This is a genomic window from Sulfitobacter sp. 1A13421, assembly GCF_043557285.1.
Lineage (GTDB): Bacteria > Pseudomonadota > Alphaproteobacteria > Rhodobacterales > Rhodobacteraceae > Sulfitobacter > Sulfitobacter faviae.
Genome location: NZ_JBIFFQ010000001.1, coordinates 473070 through 489711, shown reverse-complemented (window position 1 = coordinate 489711; position 16642 = coordinate 473070). Strand labels below are relative to the sequence as shown.

15 protein-coding genes are annotated in these 16642 nt (G+C 64.4%); 8 read left to right on the top strand and 7 right to left on the bottom strand.

Annotated elements, in window-relative coordinates; genetic code table 11:
* Positions 1-70 precede the first annotated feature (70 nt).
* Positions 71-1630 (top strand): bifunctional metallophosphatase/5'-nucleotidase, encoded by a 1560-nt coding sequence (locus ACGYLI_RS02400; RefSeq protein ID WP_394416810.1) that lies wholly within the window; start codon positions 71-73, stop codon positions 1628-1630.
* 179 nt (positions 1631-1809) lie between these two features.
* Positions 1810-2223, top strand: a complete 414-nt coding sequence (locus ACGYLI_RS02395; protein WP_271688085.1) for a VOC family protein — start codon at positions 1810-1812, stop codon at positions 2221-2223.
* A gap of 70 nt (positions 2224-2293) precedes the next feature.
* On the opposite strand, the gene ACGYLI_RS02390 is transcribed toward ACGYLI_RS02395, so the two are convergent.
* Both ACGYLI_RS02390 and ACGYLI_RS02385 read right to left on the bottom strand, forming a co-directional pair.
* The gene (locus tag ACGYLI_RS02390; protein ID WP_394416808.1) at positions 2294-2623 is read right to left on the bottom strand and encodes a hypothetical protein; all 330 of its coding nucleotides are present in this window, start codon (positions 2621-2623) and stop codon (positions 2294-2296) included.
* Between the two features lie 89 nt (positions 2624-2712).
* Positions 2713-3612 (bottom strand): LysR substrate-binding domain-containing protein, encoded by a 900-nt coding sequence (locus ACGYLI_RS02385; protein ID WP_067263618.1) that lies wholly within the window; start codon positions 3610-3612, stop codon positions 2713-2715.
* Positions 3613-3709: 97 nt separating this feature from the next.
* Here ACGYLI_RS02385 and ACGYLI_RS02380 point away from each other — a divergent pair, with 97 nt between their 5' ends.
* Both ACGYLI_RS02380 and ACGYLI_RS02375 read left to right on the top strand, forming a co-directional pair.
* On the top strand, positions 3710-4933 hold the full coding sequence (locus tag ACGYLI_RS02380) for an acyl-CoA dehydrogenase (RefSeq protein WP_394416806.1): 1224 nt from the start codon (positions 3710-3712) through the stop codon (positions 4931-4933).
* Positions 4934-5059: 126 nt separating this feature from the next.
* The gene (locus ACGYLI_RS02375; protein WP_394416804.1) at positions 5060-7234 is read left to right on the top strand and encodes a thiamine pyrophosphate-dependent enzyme; all 2175 of its coding nucleotides are present in this window, start codon (positions 5060-5062) and stop codon (positions 7232-7234) included.
* A gap of 47 nt (positions 7235-7281) precedes the next feature.
* On the opposite strand, the gene ACGYLI_RS02370 is transcribed toward ACGYLI_RS02375, so the two are convergent.
* From ACGYLI_RS02370 to ACGYLI_RS02355, 4 genes are read right to left on the bottom strand one after another with little or no spacing between them, the layout of a single operon-like run.
* Positions 7282-8514, bottom strand: a complete 1233-nt coding sequence (locus tag ACGYLI_RS02370) for a mandelate racemase/muconate lactonizing enzyme family protein (RefSeq protein ID WP_394411345.1) — start codon at positions 8512-8514, stop codon at positions 7282-7284.
* A 23-nt stretch (positions 8515-8537) separates the two neighbouring features.
* Complete coding sequence (locus ACGYLI_RS02365; protein ID WP_394416801.1) at positions 8538-9380, bottom strand: NAD-dependent epimerase/dehydratase family protein; 843 nt, start codon at positions 9378-9380, stop codon at positions 8538-8540.
* Between the two features lie 12 nt (positions 9381-9392).
* Entirely contained in the window at positions 9393-10172 is a 780-nt protein-coding gene (locus ACGYLI_RS02360; protein WP_394416799.1) for an HpcH/HpaI aldolase/citrate lyase family protein, read from the bottom strand.
* Positions 10169-11371, bottom strand: a complete 1203-nt coding sequence (locus ACGYLI_RS02355; protein ID WP_394416797.1) for an NAD(P)/FAD-dependent oxidoreductase — start codon at positions 11369-11371, stop codon at positions 10169-10171. The genes ACGYLI_RS02360 and ACGYLI_RS02355 overlap by 4 nt, the downstream gene beginning before the upstream one ends.
* 208 nt (positions 11372-11579) lie before the next feature.
* On the opposite strand from ACGYLI_RS02355, the gene ACGYLI_RS02350 reads away from it, so the two are divergent.
* The 4 genes from ACGYLI_RS02350 (at position 11580) to msrB (ending at position 14109) form a co-directional block, all read left to right on the top strand.
* Positions 11580-12128 (top strand): sigma-70 family RNA polymerase sigma factor, encoded by a 549-nt coding sequence (locus ACGYLI_RS02350; RefSeq protein WP_394416795.1) that lies wholly within the window; start codon positions 11580-11582, stop codon positions 12126-12128.
* Positions 12125-12817, top strand: coding sequence for an anti-sigma factor domain-containing protein (locus ACGYLI_RS02345; protein ID WP_394416793.1), 693 nt, complete (start codon positions 12125-12127; stop codon positions 12815-12817). The genes ACGYLI_RS02350 and ACGYLI_RS02345 overlap by 4 nt, the downstream gene beginning before the upstream one ends.
* A 172-nt stretch (positions 12818-12989) precedes the next feature.
* Entirely contained in the window at positions 12990-13544 is a 555-nt protein-coding gene (locus ACGYLI_RS02340; RefSeq protein ID WP_067268384.1) for a fasciclin domain-containing protein, read from the top strand.
* A gap of 82 nt (positions 13545-13626) precedes the next feature.
* Complete coding sequence (msrB, locus tag ACGYLI_RS02335; protein WP_394416791.1) at positions 13627-14109, top strand: peptide-methionine (R)-S-oxide reductase MsrB; 483 nt, start codon at positions 13627-13629, stop codon at positions 14107-14109.
* A 54-nt stretch (positions 14110-14163) separates the two neighbouring features.
* Here msrB and hrpB read toward each other — a convergent pair whose 3' ends face one another.
* Positions 14164-16587: an ATP-dependent helicase HrpB gene (gene hrpB, locus ACGYLI_RS02330; protein ID WP_394417135.1), complete on the bottom strand. Its 2424-nt coding sequence runs from the start codon at positions 16585-16587 to the stop codon at positions 14164-14166.
* Positions 16588-16642: the final 55 nt, after the last annotated feature.

The window sequence follows — 16642 nt, the reverse complement described above, 5'->3', positions numbered from 1 at the left end:
TCATATGACCTTTGACACGGGCCAAACCCCGCGCCACGATACCGGCATAACAAGCAACAGGGGAACTATCATGAAACGATTCCTGACCGCGACCGCCGCGCTGGCTTTGACCAGCGGCATGGCGGCGGCAGAGTATAATCTGACCATTCTGCATACCAATGATTTCCATGACCGGTTCGAGCCGATCAGCAAATATGACGGCCCCTGCAGCGCCGAGGACAATGCCGAGGGCAAATGCTTTGGCGGTGTCGCGCGGATGGTTACCGCCATCGAAGCCGCCCGCGAACGCGCGGGCGAGAACCACCTGCTGCTGGATGCGGGCGACTGGTTCCAAGGCTCGCTTTTCTACACGCGCTACAAGGGTGACATGGCGGCTGAGTTCATGTCGAAGCTCGACTATGACGTGATGGCCGTGGGCAACCACGAGTTTGACGACGGCCCCGAGGGGTTGGCCGATTTCGTGGCACAGGTCGATTTCCCCGTTGTCTCGGCCAATATCGACGTGAGCGGTGTCGAGGGGCTGACCGGCGAGATCGAGAAGTCCACGGTGCTTGAGGTCGGCGGTGAGAAGATCGGCATCGTCTCGGTGCTGGCCGAGGACACGCCCGAAACCTCTTCGCCCGGGGCGGAGGTGATCTTCTCTCCCGCAGCGGATGCGGCACAGGCCGAGATCGACGCGCTGACTGAGGACGGGGTTAACAAGATCATCCTGCTCACACATGTGGGGCTTGCCGCCGACAAGCGGCTGGCCGAGGAGTTGACCGGCGTCGACCTGATCGTCGGCGGCCATTCTCATACGCTTCTGAGCAACAGCGAGGAACGGGCCGAGGGCGCTTACCCGACCATGGTCAACGACGTGCCGATCGTGCAGGCCTATGCCTACAGCAAATATCTGGGCGAGGTGAATGTCACCTTCGACGATGCGGGCGAGGTGACCTCGATCTCCGGCGATCCAATCCTGCTTGACGCTTCTGTCGAAGAGGATCAGGCGACGGTCGATCTGGTGGCCGAACGCGCCGCCCCGCTGGAGGAGTTGCGCCAGAAGGTCGTGGCCGAGACGTCGGAAACCATCGAAGGCAGCCGTGACATCTGCCGTGCGCAGGAGTGCGCCATGGGCAACCTTGTCTCTGACGCGATGCTGGACCGGGTTAAGGATCAGGGCATCGACGTGGCGATCTCCAACGCGGGCGGCTTGCGTGCCTCCATCGACGCGGGTGAGGTGACCATGGGCGAGGTGCTGACCGTGCTGCCGTTCCAGAACACGCTCTCGACCTTCCAGATCAGCGGTGCGACCCTGATCGAAGCCTTGGAAAACGGGGTGAGCCAGTTGGAAGACGGCGCGGGCCGTTTCCCGCAGGTGGCGGGCATGTCTTATACCTTTGATCCCAAGGCCGAGCCCGGCAGCCGCATCAGCAATGTGATGGTGGGTGGCGAACCGATTGATCCCGAAAAGACCTATGGCGCCGTGTCCAACAACTATGTCCGCAATGGCGGCGACGGCTACGCGATGTTCAAGGACGCCGAGAATGCCTATGACTTCGGCCCCGATCTGGCGGATGTGACGGCAGAGTATCTGGCGAAGAACGGCAGCTACAAGCCCTACACCGATGGCCGCATCAAAATGAAGTAAGGGCCTCGGGCCTAAGCGGGAGGGCGCGTCCAGCGGAGCGCGCCCTTTTTGTTTACGAGTTGCCGGGCCTACGCCCTTGTTTCCGGGCTGTTGCCTAAGCTGCGCGTCCCCCCGCAAGCCAGCCCCTTGCACCTTTCCCGCCAAGGGATACACATGCGGTAACCAAACAGGAGACCGCTATGCTCACCCCCTTCCACCTTGCCTATAACGTCCGCGACCTTGATGAGACCCGCGCCTTCTACGGCGATGTGCTGGGCTGCACCGAAGGCCGTTCGACCGAGACTTGGGTCGATTATTCCTTCTTCGGCCACCAGATCTCCATGCATCTGGGCGAGCCTTTCAAGACAGAGGCCACCGGCAAGGTCGGTGAGCATATGGTGCCGATGCCGCATCTGGGCGTCGTCCTGCGGATGGAGGATTGGAAGGCGCTGGCGGAGCGGCTGAAGGGCGCAGAGGTCGACTTCGTGATCGAACCCTCGCTGCGTTTCGAAGGGGAGCCGGGCGAGCAAGCGACCATGTTCTTCCGCGACCCGTCGGGCAATCCGATCGAAGTCAAGGGTTTCGCTGATATGGACCGCGTTTTTGCCCAGTAAAGCCAAGCGCTGAAACGACAAAGCCCCGCTGTCGCAAGCGGGGCTTTGAGTAGCTCATGCTGGTGCGGGCTCAGTCGAAGCTGATCGCCCCTTCGAAAGCAGGCTCTTCCAAAGTCTGCCCGCTGAAACGCGTCGGAGTCTGTGCGGTGATGTCGAGCGTGTAGCTGCCGTTCACGGGGATCGGGCCGCTGGTCCAAACCTCATCCTCGCCGGTGATCGTATGGCTGCCGGTGGCGTTATTGGTGAAGACCACTTGATCGCCTGGCTGCACATGGGACAGCGATGGGAAATAGGCGCCGTCGACGATCAGCACGTTGCGGCTTTCGGCCATGGCGCCAGCGGCACAGAGGCTCAGGGCAAGGGCCAGAGCGCCGGTGCTTTTGCGGTATGAACTTAGCATCATCTGCTCCTTTGGAACGCCCGATGCGGGCGGGTTAGCCGGTTTCATACAAGGTAAATGCGGCATAACTTGGGCCAGCCTTGCGCGGCTCACCCCGCCGTCGCAGGCTCCGCCTGCTGGGCGAGCCAGCCACGGAATGACGCAAGCGCCGCCGTCTCATCGCGGTCGTCGGGCCAGACGAGGTAGTAGTTCCCGATGCTTTGCGTGGTGGGTGAAGCGGCCAGCACCAATTGCCCGTCGCGCAGGTAGGGGCGGGCGAAAAAGGTCGGCAGCAGCGCCACCCCCAGCCCGTGAATCGCCGCCTGCGCCATGGTCGAGAATTGGTCGAACATCATGCCGCCCGGCGGCTCATCCGTCACGCCGAGCGAGGACAGCCAGCGCGCCCATCCGCGCGGGCGGGTCTCCAGATGAAGCAGCGGCAGATGGCGCACGTCGCGTGCATCCTCCAAGGGTGCGGGCAGCAGATCGGGCGCGCAGACCGCCACCACCGTTTCCGGCAAAAGCGGCAGGTAGCGCACGCCGGGCCAATCTTCATGACCAAAATGAATGGCGGCGTCGAATCGGCTGCCCGCGAAGGCGAAGGGCCGCAGCCGGGTCGATAGGTTCACCGTCACCTCCGGGTGGTCCCGCGCGAAATCGCGCAGGCGCGGGGCCAGCCAATGCATCCCGAAGGCAGGCAGGATCGCCAGATTAAGCGTGCCCCCCGTGGGGTTCGTCCGGGCCGAGACCGAGGCCTGCGCCAGCCGGTTCAGGATGTCGCGCACCTGCGTTACATAATCCAATCCCGCCTGCGTCGGGGTCAGACGGCGCCCCTGACGGATCATCAGCGTCACGCCCAGCTGTTCCTCCAGCGTCTTGATCTGACGGCTCACCGCGCTCTGCGTCAGGTTCAATTCCTGCGCCGCCGCCGTGGCGGTGCCGAGCCGCACGACCGCCTCGAAAGACAGCAGGGCCGAGATCGAAGGCAGGAAGCGGCGCGGCGCAATCATATGACTTTTTCTCATGAACTCAGGACAAAGCAGCGATAGAGTTCGCGCCGCCGATTTGCAATACTGCCGCAAATCACATCACCCGAAAGGATGCATCATGACCGCTGACGCCCCCAAGCTGCGCGCCAAGGACAAACCCGATCTTGGAACCTTCGACTGGCAGGATCCCTTCCGCCTCGACAGCCAGTTGACCGAAGACGAGCGGATGATCCGTGACAGCGCCCGCGCCTATGCGCAGGAAAAGCTGCAACCGCGCGTCATCGAAGCCTTTGCTAAGGAAAAGACCGACCCGGAGATCTTCCGCGAGATGGGCGAGATGGGCCTTCTCGGCGTCACCATCCCCGAGGAATACGGCGGTCTCGGCGGCAGCTATGTGTCCTACGGTCTCGTCGCGCGTGAGGTTGAGCGTGTCGACAGCGGCTACCGCTCGATGATGTCGGTTCAGGCGAGCCTCGTCATGTACCCCATCTATGCCTATGGCTCCGAAGAGCAGCGCCAGAAGTACCTGCCCAAGCTCTGCTCGGGCGAATGGATCGGCTGCTTTGGTCTGACCGAGCCCGATGCGGGCTCCGACCCTGCGGGCATGAAGACCCGCGCCGTGAAGACCGAGAATGGTTACAAGCTGACCGGCTCCAAGATGTGGATCTCGAACTCCCCCATCGCCGATGTCTTTGTGGTTTGGGCCAAGTCCGAGGCGCATGACGGCAAGATCCGCGGCTTTGTGCTGGAAAAAGGCATGAAGGGTCTGAGCGCGCCGAAGGTCGGCAACAAGCTTTCCTTGCGCGCCTCGATCACCGGCGAGATCGTCATGGACGGTGTCGAAGTTGGCGAAGACGCGCTGCTGCCGAATGTACAGGGTCTGAAAGGCCCCTTCGGCTGCCTCAACCGCGCCCGCTACGGCATCTCCTGGGGCGCGATGGGCGCCGCCGAATTCTGCTGGCACGCCGCGCTGCAATACGGTCTCGACCGCAAACAGTTCAACAAGCCGCTGGCCCAGACCCAGTTGTTCCAGAAGAAACTCGCGGACATGATGACCGAAATCTCGCTCGGCCTTCAGGGCTCGCTGCAAGTGGGTCGTTTGATGGATGCCGCCAACGCCGCGCCTGAGATGATCTCAATCGTGAAGCGCAACAACTGCGGCAAGGCGCTCGACGTCGCCCGCATGTCGCGTGACATGCACGGCGGCAACGGCATCTCGGGCGAATTCCAAGTGATCCGCCACATGATGAACCTTGAGACGGTGAACACCTACGAGGGCACCCATGACGTGCATGCGCTGATCCTGGGCCGCGCCCAGACCGGCCTGCAGGCGTTCTTCTAAACACTGGCTTCGGGGGGCACTCCCCCGGCCACCGAAAATACTTATGGCCAGAAAGAGGGGCGGCGCCTTTCTTTCTGGCCGAAATGCTTTCGCCGAGAGCGATTAATCTCTATTTCAAGAGGCCCCATGGACCGCGTTGCCATCGTTCATGAGAACTTCCTCCGTCGCGTTGCGGCGGGGGATTTTCCCGATTCCACCCATTCCGAAAAGGCGCTGGCGCGCGACCAGTTGGAGCAGCTCTACCGCGCACAGGTGCTGAGCCGGGCGCTCGACCTGCAAAGCCGCGTCATGCAGAAGGAGGGGCAGGGGTTCTACACCATCGGTTCCTCCGGCCACGAGGGGATGGCAGCTGTGGCGGCGGCGCTGCGCGTCGATGACATCGCTTTCCTGCATTACCGCGATGCGGCCTTCCAAATCGCCCGCGCCGATCAGGCGGGCGGGCAGGACATGATGCGCGACATGCTGCTCAGTTTTGCCTGTTCGGCGGAGGATCCGACCAGCGGCGGGCGGCACAAGGTGCTGGGCTCGCGCCCACTGATGATCCCGCCGCAGACCTCGACCATCGCGAGCCATTTGCCGAAAGCGGTAGGGGCTGCGCATTCCATCGGCATGGCGCGGCGGCACCGGCCCGAGCATGCGATCCTGCCGCGCGACGGCATTGCCATGTGCAGCTTCGGCGACGCCTCGGCCAATCACTCCACCGCGCAGGGCGCGATCAATGCCGCCTGCTGGACCGCTGTGCAGGGCGTGCCGCTGCCGCTGCTGTTTGTCTGTGAGGACAACGGCATCGGCATTTCGACCAAGACGCCCACGGGCTGGATCAAGGCCTCCATGTCGGCGCGGCCGGGGTTGAAGTATTTCGAGGGTGACGGGCTTGACCTGCATGCGGCCTATGCGGCGGCGAAGGAAGCGGCGGATTGGGTGCGGGTGCATCGCAAGCCTGCCTTCCTGCATCTGCGCACCGTGCGGCTCTATGGCCATGCCGGGGCGGATGTGGCGACCTCCTATCTGCCCCGCGCCGAGGTGGAGGCGGATGAGGCCAACGATCCGCTGCTGCATTCCGCGCGGCTGCTGGTGGAGGCTGGGGCGTCTGCCGAGGAGGCGCTGGCGATCTACCGCGATACGCAAGAGGCGGTCGCGAGGGCGGCTGACGAGGTCGTGAAACGCCCTCGCCTGAAAACGGCATCGGATGTCATGGCCAGCATCGTGCCGCCCAAGCGCGACTGCGCGCCCAGCAACGGGCCGAGCGCGGAGGCGCGGGCCGACACCTTTGGCAGCGACATGGGGCAGATGGACAATCCCCAGCCGATGTCGCGGCTGATCAACTGGGCGCTGCACGACCTGATGCTTTCGCACCCCGAGACCATGCTGATGGGCGAGGATGTAGGTCGCAAGGGCGGGGTCTATGGCGTCACCCAGAAGCTGCAGAACCGTTTTGGCCCCGGTCGGGTGATCGACACGCTGCTGGATGAGCAGAGCATCCTCGGCCTCGCCATCGGCATGGCGCACAACGGTTTCGTGCCGATGCCGGAGATCCAGTTCCTCGCCTATCTGCACAACGCCGAGGACCAGCTGCGCGGCGAGGCGGCGACTTTGCCCTTCTTCTCGGACGGGCAGTGGAGCAACCCGATGGTGCTGCGCATCGCGGGGCTGGGCTATCAGAAGGGCTTTGGCGGGCATTTCCACAACGACAACTCGCTGGCCGTGCTGCGCGACATTCCGGGCATCGTCATTGCCTGCCCCTCGGCAGGGGACGACGCGGCGATGATGCTGCGCGAGGCGCACCGCTTGGCGCGTGAGGAGCAGCGGGTGGTGGTCTTTGTCGAGCCCATCGCGCTTTACCCGATGCGCGATCTGATGGAGGCCGGGGATGGCGGCTGGATGCGGACCTATCCGGCGCCTGACCGGCGGATCGGGCTGGACGAGGTCGGCGTCACGGGCGCGGGCAGCGATCTGGCGATCGTGAGCTACGGCAACGGGCATTACCTGAGCCAGCAAGCGGCGCGGGATCTCGCCGGGGCGGGTGTCGATGCGCGGGTAATCGACCTGCGTTGGTTGGCGCCTTTGCCGGAGGAGGCTTTGATCGAGGCGATCGGGGATCGTCCGGTGTTGATCGTGGACGAGTGTCGTCGGACGGGCGGGCAGGCCGAGGCGCTGATGGCGCTGATGGCGGAGCGTGGGATTGAGCGGTTTGCGCGGCTCACGGCGGAGGACAGTTTCATCGCCACGGGGCCAGCCTACGCGGCGACGCTGCCTTCGCGCGAGGGGATTGTCGCTGCGGCGCGGGACTTGCTGAGGTAGGGTTAGCTTTTGCCACCCGGCCCGGAACAAGCCGCAGGCGATGGCCCTTAGTGGCTATCCGCGGGTGCGCCGCCTTGGAAATTATTCCCATTCACATAATCGCAAGGCTCTTCGCGCATCTCCAGATGCAGGCCATCGCCTGTGTAAGGATGCGCGCGGGCCAGCGCCTCATCCACTTCGATCCCCAAACCGGGCGCTTTGGGGGCGGTGATGAAGCCGTCCTCCACCCGGATCGACCCTTTGATCAATTGGTCATGGAACGGGGTCTCAATACATTCGCACATCAGGATGTTCGGGATCGCGGTGGCAAGCTGCACATTCGCGGCCCATTCCACCGGTCCGGCATAGAGATGCGGCGCCACTTGCGCGTTGTACACCTCGGCCATGGTGGCGATCTTTTTGGCCTCCGCGATGCCGCCCACGCGGCCAAGGGCCGGTTGCAGGATCTCCGCCGCGCCCGCCCGCAACAAAGGCGCGAATTCGGCCTTGGTGGTCAGCCGCTCGCCCGTGGCCACAGGGACGCGCACGCCGCGCGCGACCTTGGCCATCTGCTCAGGCGCGTCTGGCGGGATCGGCTCTTCGTACCACAGTGGGCTATAGGGTTCGATCGCTTGGCCCAGCCGGATTGCGCCCGCGGTGGTGAACTGCCCGTGAGTGCCAAACAGCAGGTCGGCGCGGTCGCCCACCGCCTCGCGGATGGCCTTGCAGAACGCCGCCGAGGTGCTGATGTCCGACATTGCAGGCATATGCCCGCCGCGCAGCGTATAGGGGCCAGCGGGGTCGAATTTCACCGCCGTATAGCCGCGCGCCACGCAATCCGCCGCCGATTCCGCCGCCATCTCGGGCGAGGTCCAGAAATCCGCCATGCTGTGATGCGGCAGCGGGTAGAGGTAGGTATAGCCGCGCACCCGGTCATTGGTGCGCCCGCCGATCAGCGCATGCACCGGGCGGTCACGGTCCTTGCCCAGAATGTCCCAACAGGCGATCTCAAGCCCTGAAAAGGCACCCATGACGGTCAGGTCTGGCCGCTGGGTAAAGCCCGCGGAATAGGCACGGCGGAACATCAACTCGATATTCTCGGGGTTTTCGCCCTGCATATGGCGGGCAAAGACATCTTCGATCACCGCGCGCATCGCGTCGGGCCCGACGCTGGCGGCATAGCATTCGCCCCAGCCGGTTATGCCGGTGTCGGTGGTCAGTTTGACCAATATCCAATAGCGCCCGCCCCAGCCGGGGGCGGGCGGGGCCGTCACGATGATATCGAGGTCTTGCAGTTTCATGACGGTCCCTTTCATTTGGCCGTTTAGGTCTCTTTCTTGTCGTCGACGATGGTCATCTGCGCGATGCCGCTTTCGCCCAGATCGACCTTGGCGAAGGGGCCGCCGTGGCACATCTGGCCGGGGTCGGTGATGTCGACGGGGCCTTCTTCGGCCAGCACTTTTTCGGCGAATTGCTCGGCGTTGTCCTTCGGGCGGTAGCCGAGGAAGGAGGCTTTCGAGTTGTCCACTGGGGCGCGGTCGTTGTTCGACACGCCGTAGATCACCGAGAAGCCGACCGAAGGCGTATCGACAGCGCGGGTCACCAATTGGATCAGGTCGTCATAGGACAGCCAAGAGCCGAGCGCGCGGGAGTTGTTGACCTGTGCCGCGCTCAGGATGCGCAGATGCACGGATTCAAGCTGGCGCTTATCCCAATACATGGAGCCGAGGTCTTCGGTGAAGCATTTGGCGAGGCCGTAGAAAGTATCGGGCTTGTGGGCCGCGTCGATACCGATGAAATCGGCCTTCTTGTGCATCCCCACCGCATGGATCGAAGAGGCATAGACCACGCGGCGCACCCCGGCCTGATAGGCCGATTCCCAGACGTTGTAAGAGCCGACGAAGTTCGGGCCGAGCAGTTCCATGAAGGGTTTTTCATCCACGATGGCCCCGAAATGCACCACCATGTCAGCGCCCTCCATCAGGGCCGCGACTTGGTCGTAGCTCGCCAGATCGGCCTTTTGATAACGCTCACCGTCGTAAAGCTTGCCGATGTCCTCGGCGATGTCGGAGCTGACCAGTTCTTCGCACATCGCGGCCAGCGGCTCGCGCAGGTAGGAGCCAAGCCGACCGGCGGCGCCTGTCAGGACCAGTTTCTTAAATTTCATAACATCTTCCTTTCACGTCTCAGAAATCTTATCGCGCACCTTCGCACGCAGGGCATCGGCGCCTTGGGCCAAAAGGCCCACATCCGTGCCGCAGGCGACAAAGGTGAAGCCTTCGTTCAGCAGTTGGGCGGCGAACTCGGGGTCGGTGACCAGCGTGCCGACGGGAATGCCCTTGTCCATCAAGAGTTTGGCAGCGGGGCGGATGACCTCCCAGACCTCGGGGTGCAGGGTCTGGCCCAGATGGCCCATGTCGGCGGCGATATCGGCAGGGCCAAAGAAGATGCCGTCGATCCCCTCAACCTCGGCAAAGGCGGCGGCGTTTTCGACGGCGGCGCGGGTTTCAAGCTGGATCAGGATGGCGGTCTGGTTCTCGACCTCGGTATTGTAATCCGCGACCCGGCCAAATTGGTTGGCGCGGTTCAGCCCGGCCACGCCCCGAATGCCGCGGGGCGGATAACGGCAGGCGGCCACGGCGACGCGGGCTTCATCGGGTGTCTGCACCATGGGAAACAGCAGCCCCGGTGCGCCGAGGTCCATCAGCCGTTTGACCTTGACCGCATCGTTCCAGTCGGGCCGCACCATCGCCGTGGTCTCACTGCCCGAGAACGCCTGCAACTGCCCCAGCACCGAGGCCATGTCGCTGGGCGCATGCTCCATATCCAGCATCACCCAGTCATAGCCCGCATGGGCCACCACCTCGGCCGCATAGCCGTTGGAGAGGGAGACCCAGAGGCCAAGCTGCTTTTGCCCGGCGCGGATGGCCTTGAGGAAGCTGTTCTCGCGCAGTTTCATATCACGGCCCTTTCGACGAATTTCTCGGAGCGCACGATCCGCGCGTAGTCGAGCGGCGTGAGGTCGAGCGTGCGGTAGCCGCCATGGGTGATCAACTCTGCCGTGCCGCGCCCGATGGCGGGGGCCTGTTGCAAGCCGTGGCCGGAAAAGCCGTTCATGAAGACGAAGTTCGCGACCTTGTCGTGCCGCCCCAAAATCGCGTTCTGGTCGACAGTGTTATAGGCGTAATGGCCGACCCATTCATTGATCACCTTGACCCGCTCAAAGGCCGGAACGCGGGTGGCGATGGTGGGCCAGACCTTCTCTTCCCAGATCGAATGGTCGAAGGTGAAATCATCATAGGCCGCGTCATAGTCATCCTCTGGCGGGCAGCCGGCCATGTAATATTTGCCTTCTTGGCGCATATGCACGCCGCTGGGGTCGATGGTCAGCGGCAGGTCCATCTCAAGCGGCTCGGCGGCGTCGAAGATGAAGGTGTAGCGTTTGCGCGGCACCACGGGCAGGGTGATCCCGGCCATCTGCGCCGTCGCCGCCGCGCGGGGGCCGGAGGCATTGACCACCGTCCCGCAGGAGACCGTCGCGCCGGACTTCAGCGTCACCGCATCCACCGCGCTGCCCGCAGGGTTCAGCACCATGCCTGTCACCTCGTCATGCACAAAGGTCACGCCGCGGCGAGTGGCCATGCGTTTGAACCAGTCGAACATCGTGCCGCCGTCGAAATAGCCCTCATTCACCGTATTGTGATTGGCGGCGATCACATCGTCGAGCATGTAGAAGGGATAGCGCGCGGCGATCTCATCCTTGGTCATATGCTGGGTATGCGCGCCCATGGAGGTCTGGATGCCCTGCGCCTCGCGCAGGGTCTGGGCAAACTCGGGCGTGTCGGCAAGATAGAGGTAGCCAAAGCTTTGCAGCGCCAGTTCAGGCACCTCGGGATCGTCATGCATGAAGTGGCGGAAGTTTTTGATGAACTCGGCCCCGAATTGCGAAATCTGGATGTTCACGGGGGCGCTGAACTGCTGGCGGATGCAGGAATTCGTATGGCTGGTCGAGGCGAATTCATAGGTCGGATCACGCTCGACCACCAGCACCTCGCCGTCGAACCCCGGCGTGTTGGTCAGCCACCAAGCCAAAGCCGAGCCATAGATGGCCCCGCCCACGATCACCACGTCATAGGACGTCTCAAGCGCGTTTTGCATGCACAGTCTCCCTTTGCGCATTCCCCTCTGAATCGTGGGTAGCCTAAGCATCCAGAGCCTGCAATCTTTGTGAACGGTGGCGCGAATTTTCGTTTAGCGGCGATGGGTTGCGCCTGTGCCCATGAATGAGGCAGGGTTGACTTTTACTGCGGCTGTCGCACCATGAGCGCAATGCCGCAACACAGATGACCGCCCAAAGGAGTGGCCCTTGGACAGCGACCGTGAAGAGATTGAACGTCTGATTGCAAAGGTCGCATTGGGGGACCGTGCCGCCTTTGAGGCGCTTTATGATCGGGTGTCGGCGAAACTATTCGGGGTCTGCCTGCGTGTGTTGGATACACGCGCCGCAGCAGAGGATGCCATGCAGGACAGTTTCGTCAAAATCTGGAATAATTCCGACCGCTATCAGGCCAATGGCCTGTCGCCGATGACGTGGCTGATCACCATTGCGCGCAACACCGCGATCGACCGTTTGCGCGCCACCCGCAAGGGGCATCAGGATATCGACACACCGGGGTTGGAGCTTGCCGCGCCGGGGCCGAGCCCCGAACAATCCGCCGTTGCCGCGTCAGAGGCCAAGCGCCTGACCAACTGTCTGGATGATCTCGAAGCGGATCGCGGTGCTGCGGTGCGCGGGGCGTACCTTGATGGCGATAGCTATGCCGAGCTTGCGCAGCGTTTCAACGTGCCGCTCAACACCATGCGCACATGGCTGCGCCGTGGTTTGATGGCCCTGCGGGAGTGTATGAGCGTATGAGCGACACCCCCATCACCCCGCCCGAAGACGACGACCTGCTGGCCGCCGAAATGGCCTTGGGCCTTTTGGAAGGCGAAGACCGTGCCGCGGCACGCGCCCGCCTGATGCAAGACCGTGAATTTGCCCGCAGGGTGGCCGATTGGCAGGAGCGTTTCGTGGCGATGACCGACGATATCGCCCCTGTCGCCCCGCCTGCAAAGCTGCGCCGCGCGTTGATGTCTCGGCTGTTCCTCGCGCGGCAGGTGCCGCTGTTGCAGCGGCTCTGGCTGTGGCAGGGGATTTCGGTGGCGGCTTTGGCCACCGTGGCCTTCCTTGCCCTGCCGATGCTGCGCGAGCCGCCGATGCAGCCCCCGGCCGAGGTCTATGCCACCCGCATGGCCGCCGAGGACAGCGCGCTGGAATTGCTGGCCGTCATGGACATGTCGCGCGGCGATATCGCGCTGCGCCGCGTCTCGGGCGACGCGCCCGCGGGCCGCGTGCTGGAGCTTTGGGCAATCCTGCCGGATCGTGCGCCGATCTCTCTGGGCGTGCTGCCTGAGGGGGAGGTTAACCGCGTGACCTTGCCCGCCGATCTGGCGCCCGAGGCGGCGCAGATCACGCTGGCCATCACCGATGAGCCGCCCGGCGGCGCACCCGGCGGTGTCCCCACTGGGGAGGTCATGGCCGCTGGTGCTGTAGCGGAACTCTAAACCCCCGAAACGCCCTGCTTTGACCGAGCAGGGCGTTTCATTTTTCACATCCCTTACAACGCGTTATGATTTTGTTGCGAATTTTCTGAACCATTCTGAAACTCCTCTCACGTCTGCCCCGTGGGTCCAGTATCGCCGCCCACAACGGGGGGCATTCGAGGGAGGAAATCCAATGAAGACGCTCAAGACATTCGCCGCCGCCACCGCCACTGCCGCTCTGCTGGCCACCGGTGCCATCGCCGCCAATCCCGAAGTGGGCGGCGCGCCCATGTTCGAGAATAAGAACATCGTCGAAAACGCCGTGAACTCCGCCGATCACACCACGCTGGTCGCCGCCGTCAAGGCTGCCGGTCTGGTCGATACGCTGGCCTCCGAAGGGCCGTTCACCGTTTTCGCCCCGGTCAACTCCGCCTTTGACGCGCTGCCTGCGGGCACTGTCGAGACCCTGCTCAAGCCCGAGAACAAGGACATGCTGACCAAAGTGCTGACCGCCCATGTGGTGGCCGGTAAATGGTCCGCCGCCGACATCGCCGCCAAGGCACGCGCCTCCAGCGATGGGTTCTACCACTTCAACGCCGTGTCCGGCGATGCGCTTTCGGCGCAGGTGAAGGGCCGCAACGTCTATATCATCGACGAAAGCGGCAATGCCTCGCGCGTGACTATCGCAGATGTGAACCAGTCCAACGGGGTGATTCACGTTGTAAACAGCGTGTTGGTTCCCAAATAAGAGGCAACCCTTAGGCCTGTTGCCGGGCCAGTACCCCCATGCTGGCCCGGCGCTATCCCACCCGAACGCGAGGAGTAACACCATGAACAGACGTCATTTTCTGACATCGACCTTTCTGGGCGCCACCGCCATCGGGTTCGGCGCGCGCGGCGCTTTGGCCGCTTATGTCGAGGGCGATTTCGAGATTACCCGCACTGAGGCCGAATGGCGCGCGATGTTGAGCGATTTGGAATATGCGGTCATGCGCGAAGGCGATACGGAGCGGGCCTATACCAGCCCGCTGAACGACGAGAAACGCCCCGGCACCTTCATCTGCAAGGGCTGTGATCAGCCGCTTTACGATGCGGCGACCAAGTTCAAAAGCGGCACCGGCTGGCCGAGCTTCTATCAGCCGCTCGACAATGCGGTTGAGACCATGGCCGACAACAGTTTCTTCATGCGCCGGACCGAGGTGCATTGCGACCGTTGTGGCAGCCATCTGGGCCATATCTTTGATGACGGGCCAGAGCCCACGGGCAAGCGGCATTGCATCAACGGCGTCTCGCTGAAGTTCGTCGCGGCTTAACAGATAGGTCTCACCCGAACGGATCGCGCGCCGCTTTCGGCGCGTGTTGCCCTGTCAGGTGCCGCGCGGTTTGGCGCGCAGGGTCGGGTCCGCCACCGTGGGGTCGTCGGGCCACGGGTGACGCGGATACCGCCCGCGCATGTCCTTTCGCACATCGGCATAGGAGCTTGCCCAAAAGCCGGGGATATCCATCGTGACCTGCACCGGGCGCTGCGCGGGCGACAGCAGGGTGACCTGCAATGGCTGACCGCCCACCGTCGGGTGCCGTGTTACGCCGAACATCTCTTGCAAACGCAGCGCGATGCCGGGGGTCTCACCGTTGTAGTCGATGGCCACGCGCCGCCCGAGCGGGGTTTCAAAATGGGCAGGGGCCGAGCGGTCCAACTCTTGTTGCTGTTCCCAACTCAGCCGGGCTTTGAGCGCCGGGGTGATGTCGAACCCTTTCCAATCGGCGCTGCTTCGCACGCCCGTCAGATGCGGCAGCAGCCAGTCTTCCAGCGTCTCCATCAGATGCGCTTCGGTGAAATCGGGGAAGGGCGCGGGCATCAGCCGGGCGCGGGCCAGAAACAGCGCCGCCGACTTGCCGGGGTTCAGCCCCAATTGCCGCACACCGTCCAGCATCGCGACCGCCACAGCATCGGCGGGCGCATCGGGCCATGTGCGGTCCTCCAGAACCAGCGCACCGAAGACCTCCTGCTTGCGGGTCAGCACACGCCCCTCACGGCGCGACCATAGGCAGACATCCTGCCAGCGGATTTGATCGGCGAAGGTAGCGCGCAACTCGGCGTCCGAGATCAGCGCCGCCTGCCGGATACGCGCCTCGCGCGGGTCGCCGTCAAGGTCGGTGGCCACCAAGAACCGCGCGCCCGCCATCGGGTCGGCCTCTGGCAGCACGGCGCCCTTGCCGCCCGAGAGTACATAGCGTGGTGCCTCGCCCTTGCGGCGCAGCCCGACGCGGTCGGGGTAGGCGAGGGCCGCTAGCACGCCCAAGGAGTCCGGCCCGTCGCCTTTCGCGCCGCGTGCCAGACGTTTCGCCTCGGCCTTGATGCGCGCTAGCGTGGGCGCATGGGGCGGCGTGGCGGTGCGTTTTCCGGCCAGCGCGTCCATCCGCAGCGCAAGGTCGACGGGTGCGCCGCGCATGGGGTCCCGTTCGGCCAGAAGGGCCGCCAGCATCGGCGCGCGAGGGCCGCCGCGCGCCACCATATGCGCCAGTCGAGGGTGAAGGGGGAGTTTCGCCAAGGCGCGGCCATGTTCGGTGATGCGCCCGCTGCCGTCGAGCGCGCCCAGCATCTGGAGCACCGATTGCGCCTCGGCCAGACGGCCCGCGTGGGGCGGGGTGACGAAGCTCAACTCGCTCGCCTGCGCGCCCCAGAGCGCCAGTTCCAGCGCGAAACCGGTGAGGTCGCCGGCCTCGATCTCGGCCGGGGGGAAGGCCGCCAGCGCGCCTTCCTCGCCCCGGGTCCAGAGCTTGTAGGCCACCCCGGTGTTGAGGCGTCCGGCCCGGCCCGCGCGCTGCGTCGCCTCGGCGCGGGTCACCCGCTCGGTCACCAGCCGGGACATGCCCGAGGCCGGATCGAAGAGCGCGCGCCGCGCGCGGCCCGCGTCGACGACGATGCGGATGCCTTCGATGGTCAGGGAGGTCTCGGCGATGGAGGTCGCCAGCACCACCTTGCGGCCCGAGGGCGCGGGCGCGATGGCGGTCTGCTGCGCCTTGAAATCAAGCGCGCCAAAAAGCGGGGCGAGAGTGCAATCTGCTGGCAGGGCGGGGCGCAAAAGCGCCTCGACCCGGCGAATCTCCCCCTCGCCGGGCAGGAAGACCAGCGCGGAGCCGGGCGATTCCGACAGCGCCTTCAGCGTGAGGTCAGCCACGGCGTTCTCTAGCCGTTGTTTGCCCATGGGCTTGTCGAGCCAGCGCGGTTCAACCTCGAAACTGCGCCCCTCGGAGGTCACGATCGGCGCCTCCATCAGCGCGGCCACCGGGGCGGCGTCGAGCGTGGCGGACATGGCCACCAGCATCAGGTCGTCGCGCAGCGCGCCCGCGACTTCGAGCGCCAGTGCGAGGCCGAGATCGGCGTTGAGCGAGCGCTCGTGAAATTCGTCGAAGATCACCGCGCCGACGCCCGGCAGGTCGGGGTTGTCCTGCAACATGCGGGTCAGGATGCCCTCGGTGACGACTTCGATGCGCGTGGCCTTGGACACTGCCGAGGCGCCGCGCACGCGAAAACCGACGGTCTGCCCGGTCTCCTCGCCAAGGCTTTCTGCCATGCGCGCGGCAGCGGCGCGGGCGGCAAGGCGGCGCGGCTCTAGCATCAGGATGCGGCCTGGGGTCAGCCCGGCCTCCAGCATCGCCAGCGGCACCCGCGTCGTCTTGCCCGCGCCGGGGGGCGCTTGCAGCACGACGCGGCCCGTGTCGCGCAGGGCGGCGACTACATCCGGCAAAACGGCGTCGATGGGCAGGGCGAAATCAGCGTTGGACATGGCGCGGTTATCGGGCAAAGCCGTCGCCGCGCCAAGGGTGGGGATGGACAATTCC

Excerpts from the sequence above, each read along its gene's own strand:
- ACGYLI_RS02400 (WP_394416810.1), top strand. The coding sequence starts at position 71 with ATGAAACGATTCCTGACCGCGACCGCCGCGCTGGCTTTGACCAGCGGC.
- ACGYLI_RS02395 (WP_271688085.1), top strand. The coding sequence starts at position 1,810 with ATGCTCACCCCCTTCCACCTTGCCTATAACGTCCGCGACCTTGATGAG.
- ACGYLI_RS02390 (WP_394416808.1), bottom strand. The coding sequence starts at position 2,623 with ATGCTAAGTTCATACCGCAAAAGCACCGGCGCTCTGGCCCTTGCCCTG.
- ACGYLI_RS02385 (WP_067263618.1), bottom strand. The coding sequence starts at position 3,612 with ATGATTGCGCCGCGCCGCTTCCTGCCTTCGATCTCGGCCCTGCTGTCT.
- ACGYLI_RS02380 (WP_394416806.1), top strand. The coding sequence starts at position 3,710 with ATGACCGCTGACGCCCCCAAGCTGCGCGCCAAGGACAAACCCGATCTT.
- ACGYLI_RS02375 (WP_394416804.1), top strand. The coding sequence starts at position 5,060 with ATGGACCGCGTTGCCATCGTTCATGAGAACTTCCTCCGTCGCGTTGCG.
- ACGYLI_RS02370 (WP_394411345.1), bottom strand. The coding sequence starts at position 8,514 with ATGAAACTGCAAGACCTCGATATCATCGTGACGGCCCCGCCCGCCCCC.
- ACGYLI_RS02365 (WP_394416801.1), bottom strand. The coding sequence starts at position 9,380 with ATGAAATTTAAGAAACTGGTCCTGACAGGCGCCGCCGGTCGGCTTGGC.
- ACGYLI_RS02360 (WP_394416799.1), bottom strand. The coding sequence starts at position 10,172 with ATGAAACTGCGCGAGAACAGCTTCCTCAAGGCCATCCGCGCCGGGCAA.
- ACGYLI_RS02355 (WP_394416797.1), bottom strand. The coding sequence starts at position 11,371 with ATGCAAAACGCGCTTGAGACGTCCTATGACGTGGTGATCGTGGGCGGG.
- ACGYLI_RS02345 (WP_394416793.1), top strand. The coding sequence starts at position 12,125 with ATGAGCGACACCCCCATCACCCCGCCCGAAGACGACGACCTGCTGGCC.
- ACGYLI_RS02340 (WP_067268384.1), top strand. The coding sequence starts at position 12,990 with ATGAAGACGCTCAAGACATTCGCCGCCGCCACCGCCACTGCCGCTCTG.
- msrB (WP_394416791.1), top strand. The coding sequence starts at position 13,627 with ATGAACAGACGTCATTTTCTGACATCGACCTTTCTGGGCGCCACCGCC.
- hrpB (WP_394417135.1), bottom strand. The coding sequence starts at position 16,587 with ATGTCCAACGCTGATTTCGCCCTGCCCATCGACGCCGTTTTGCCGGAT.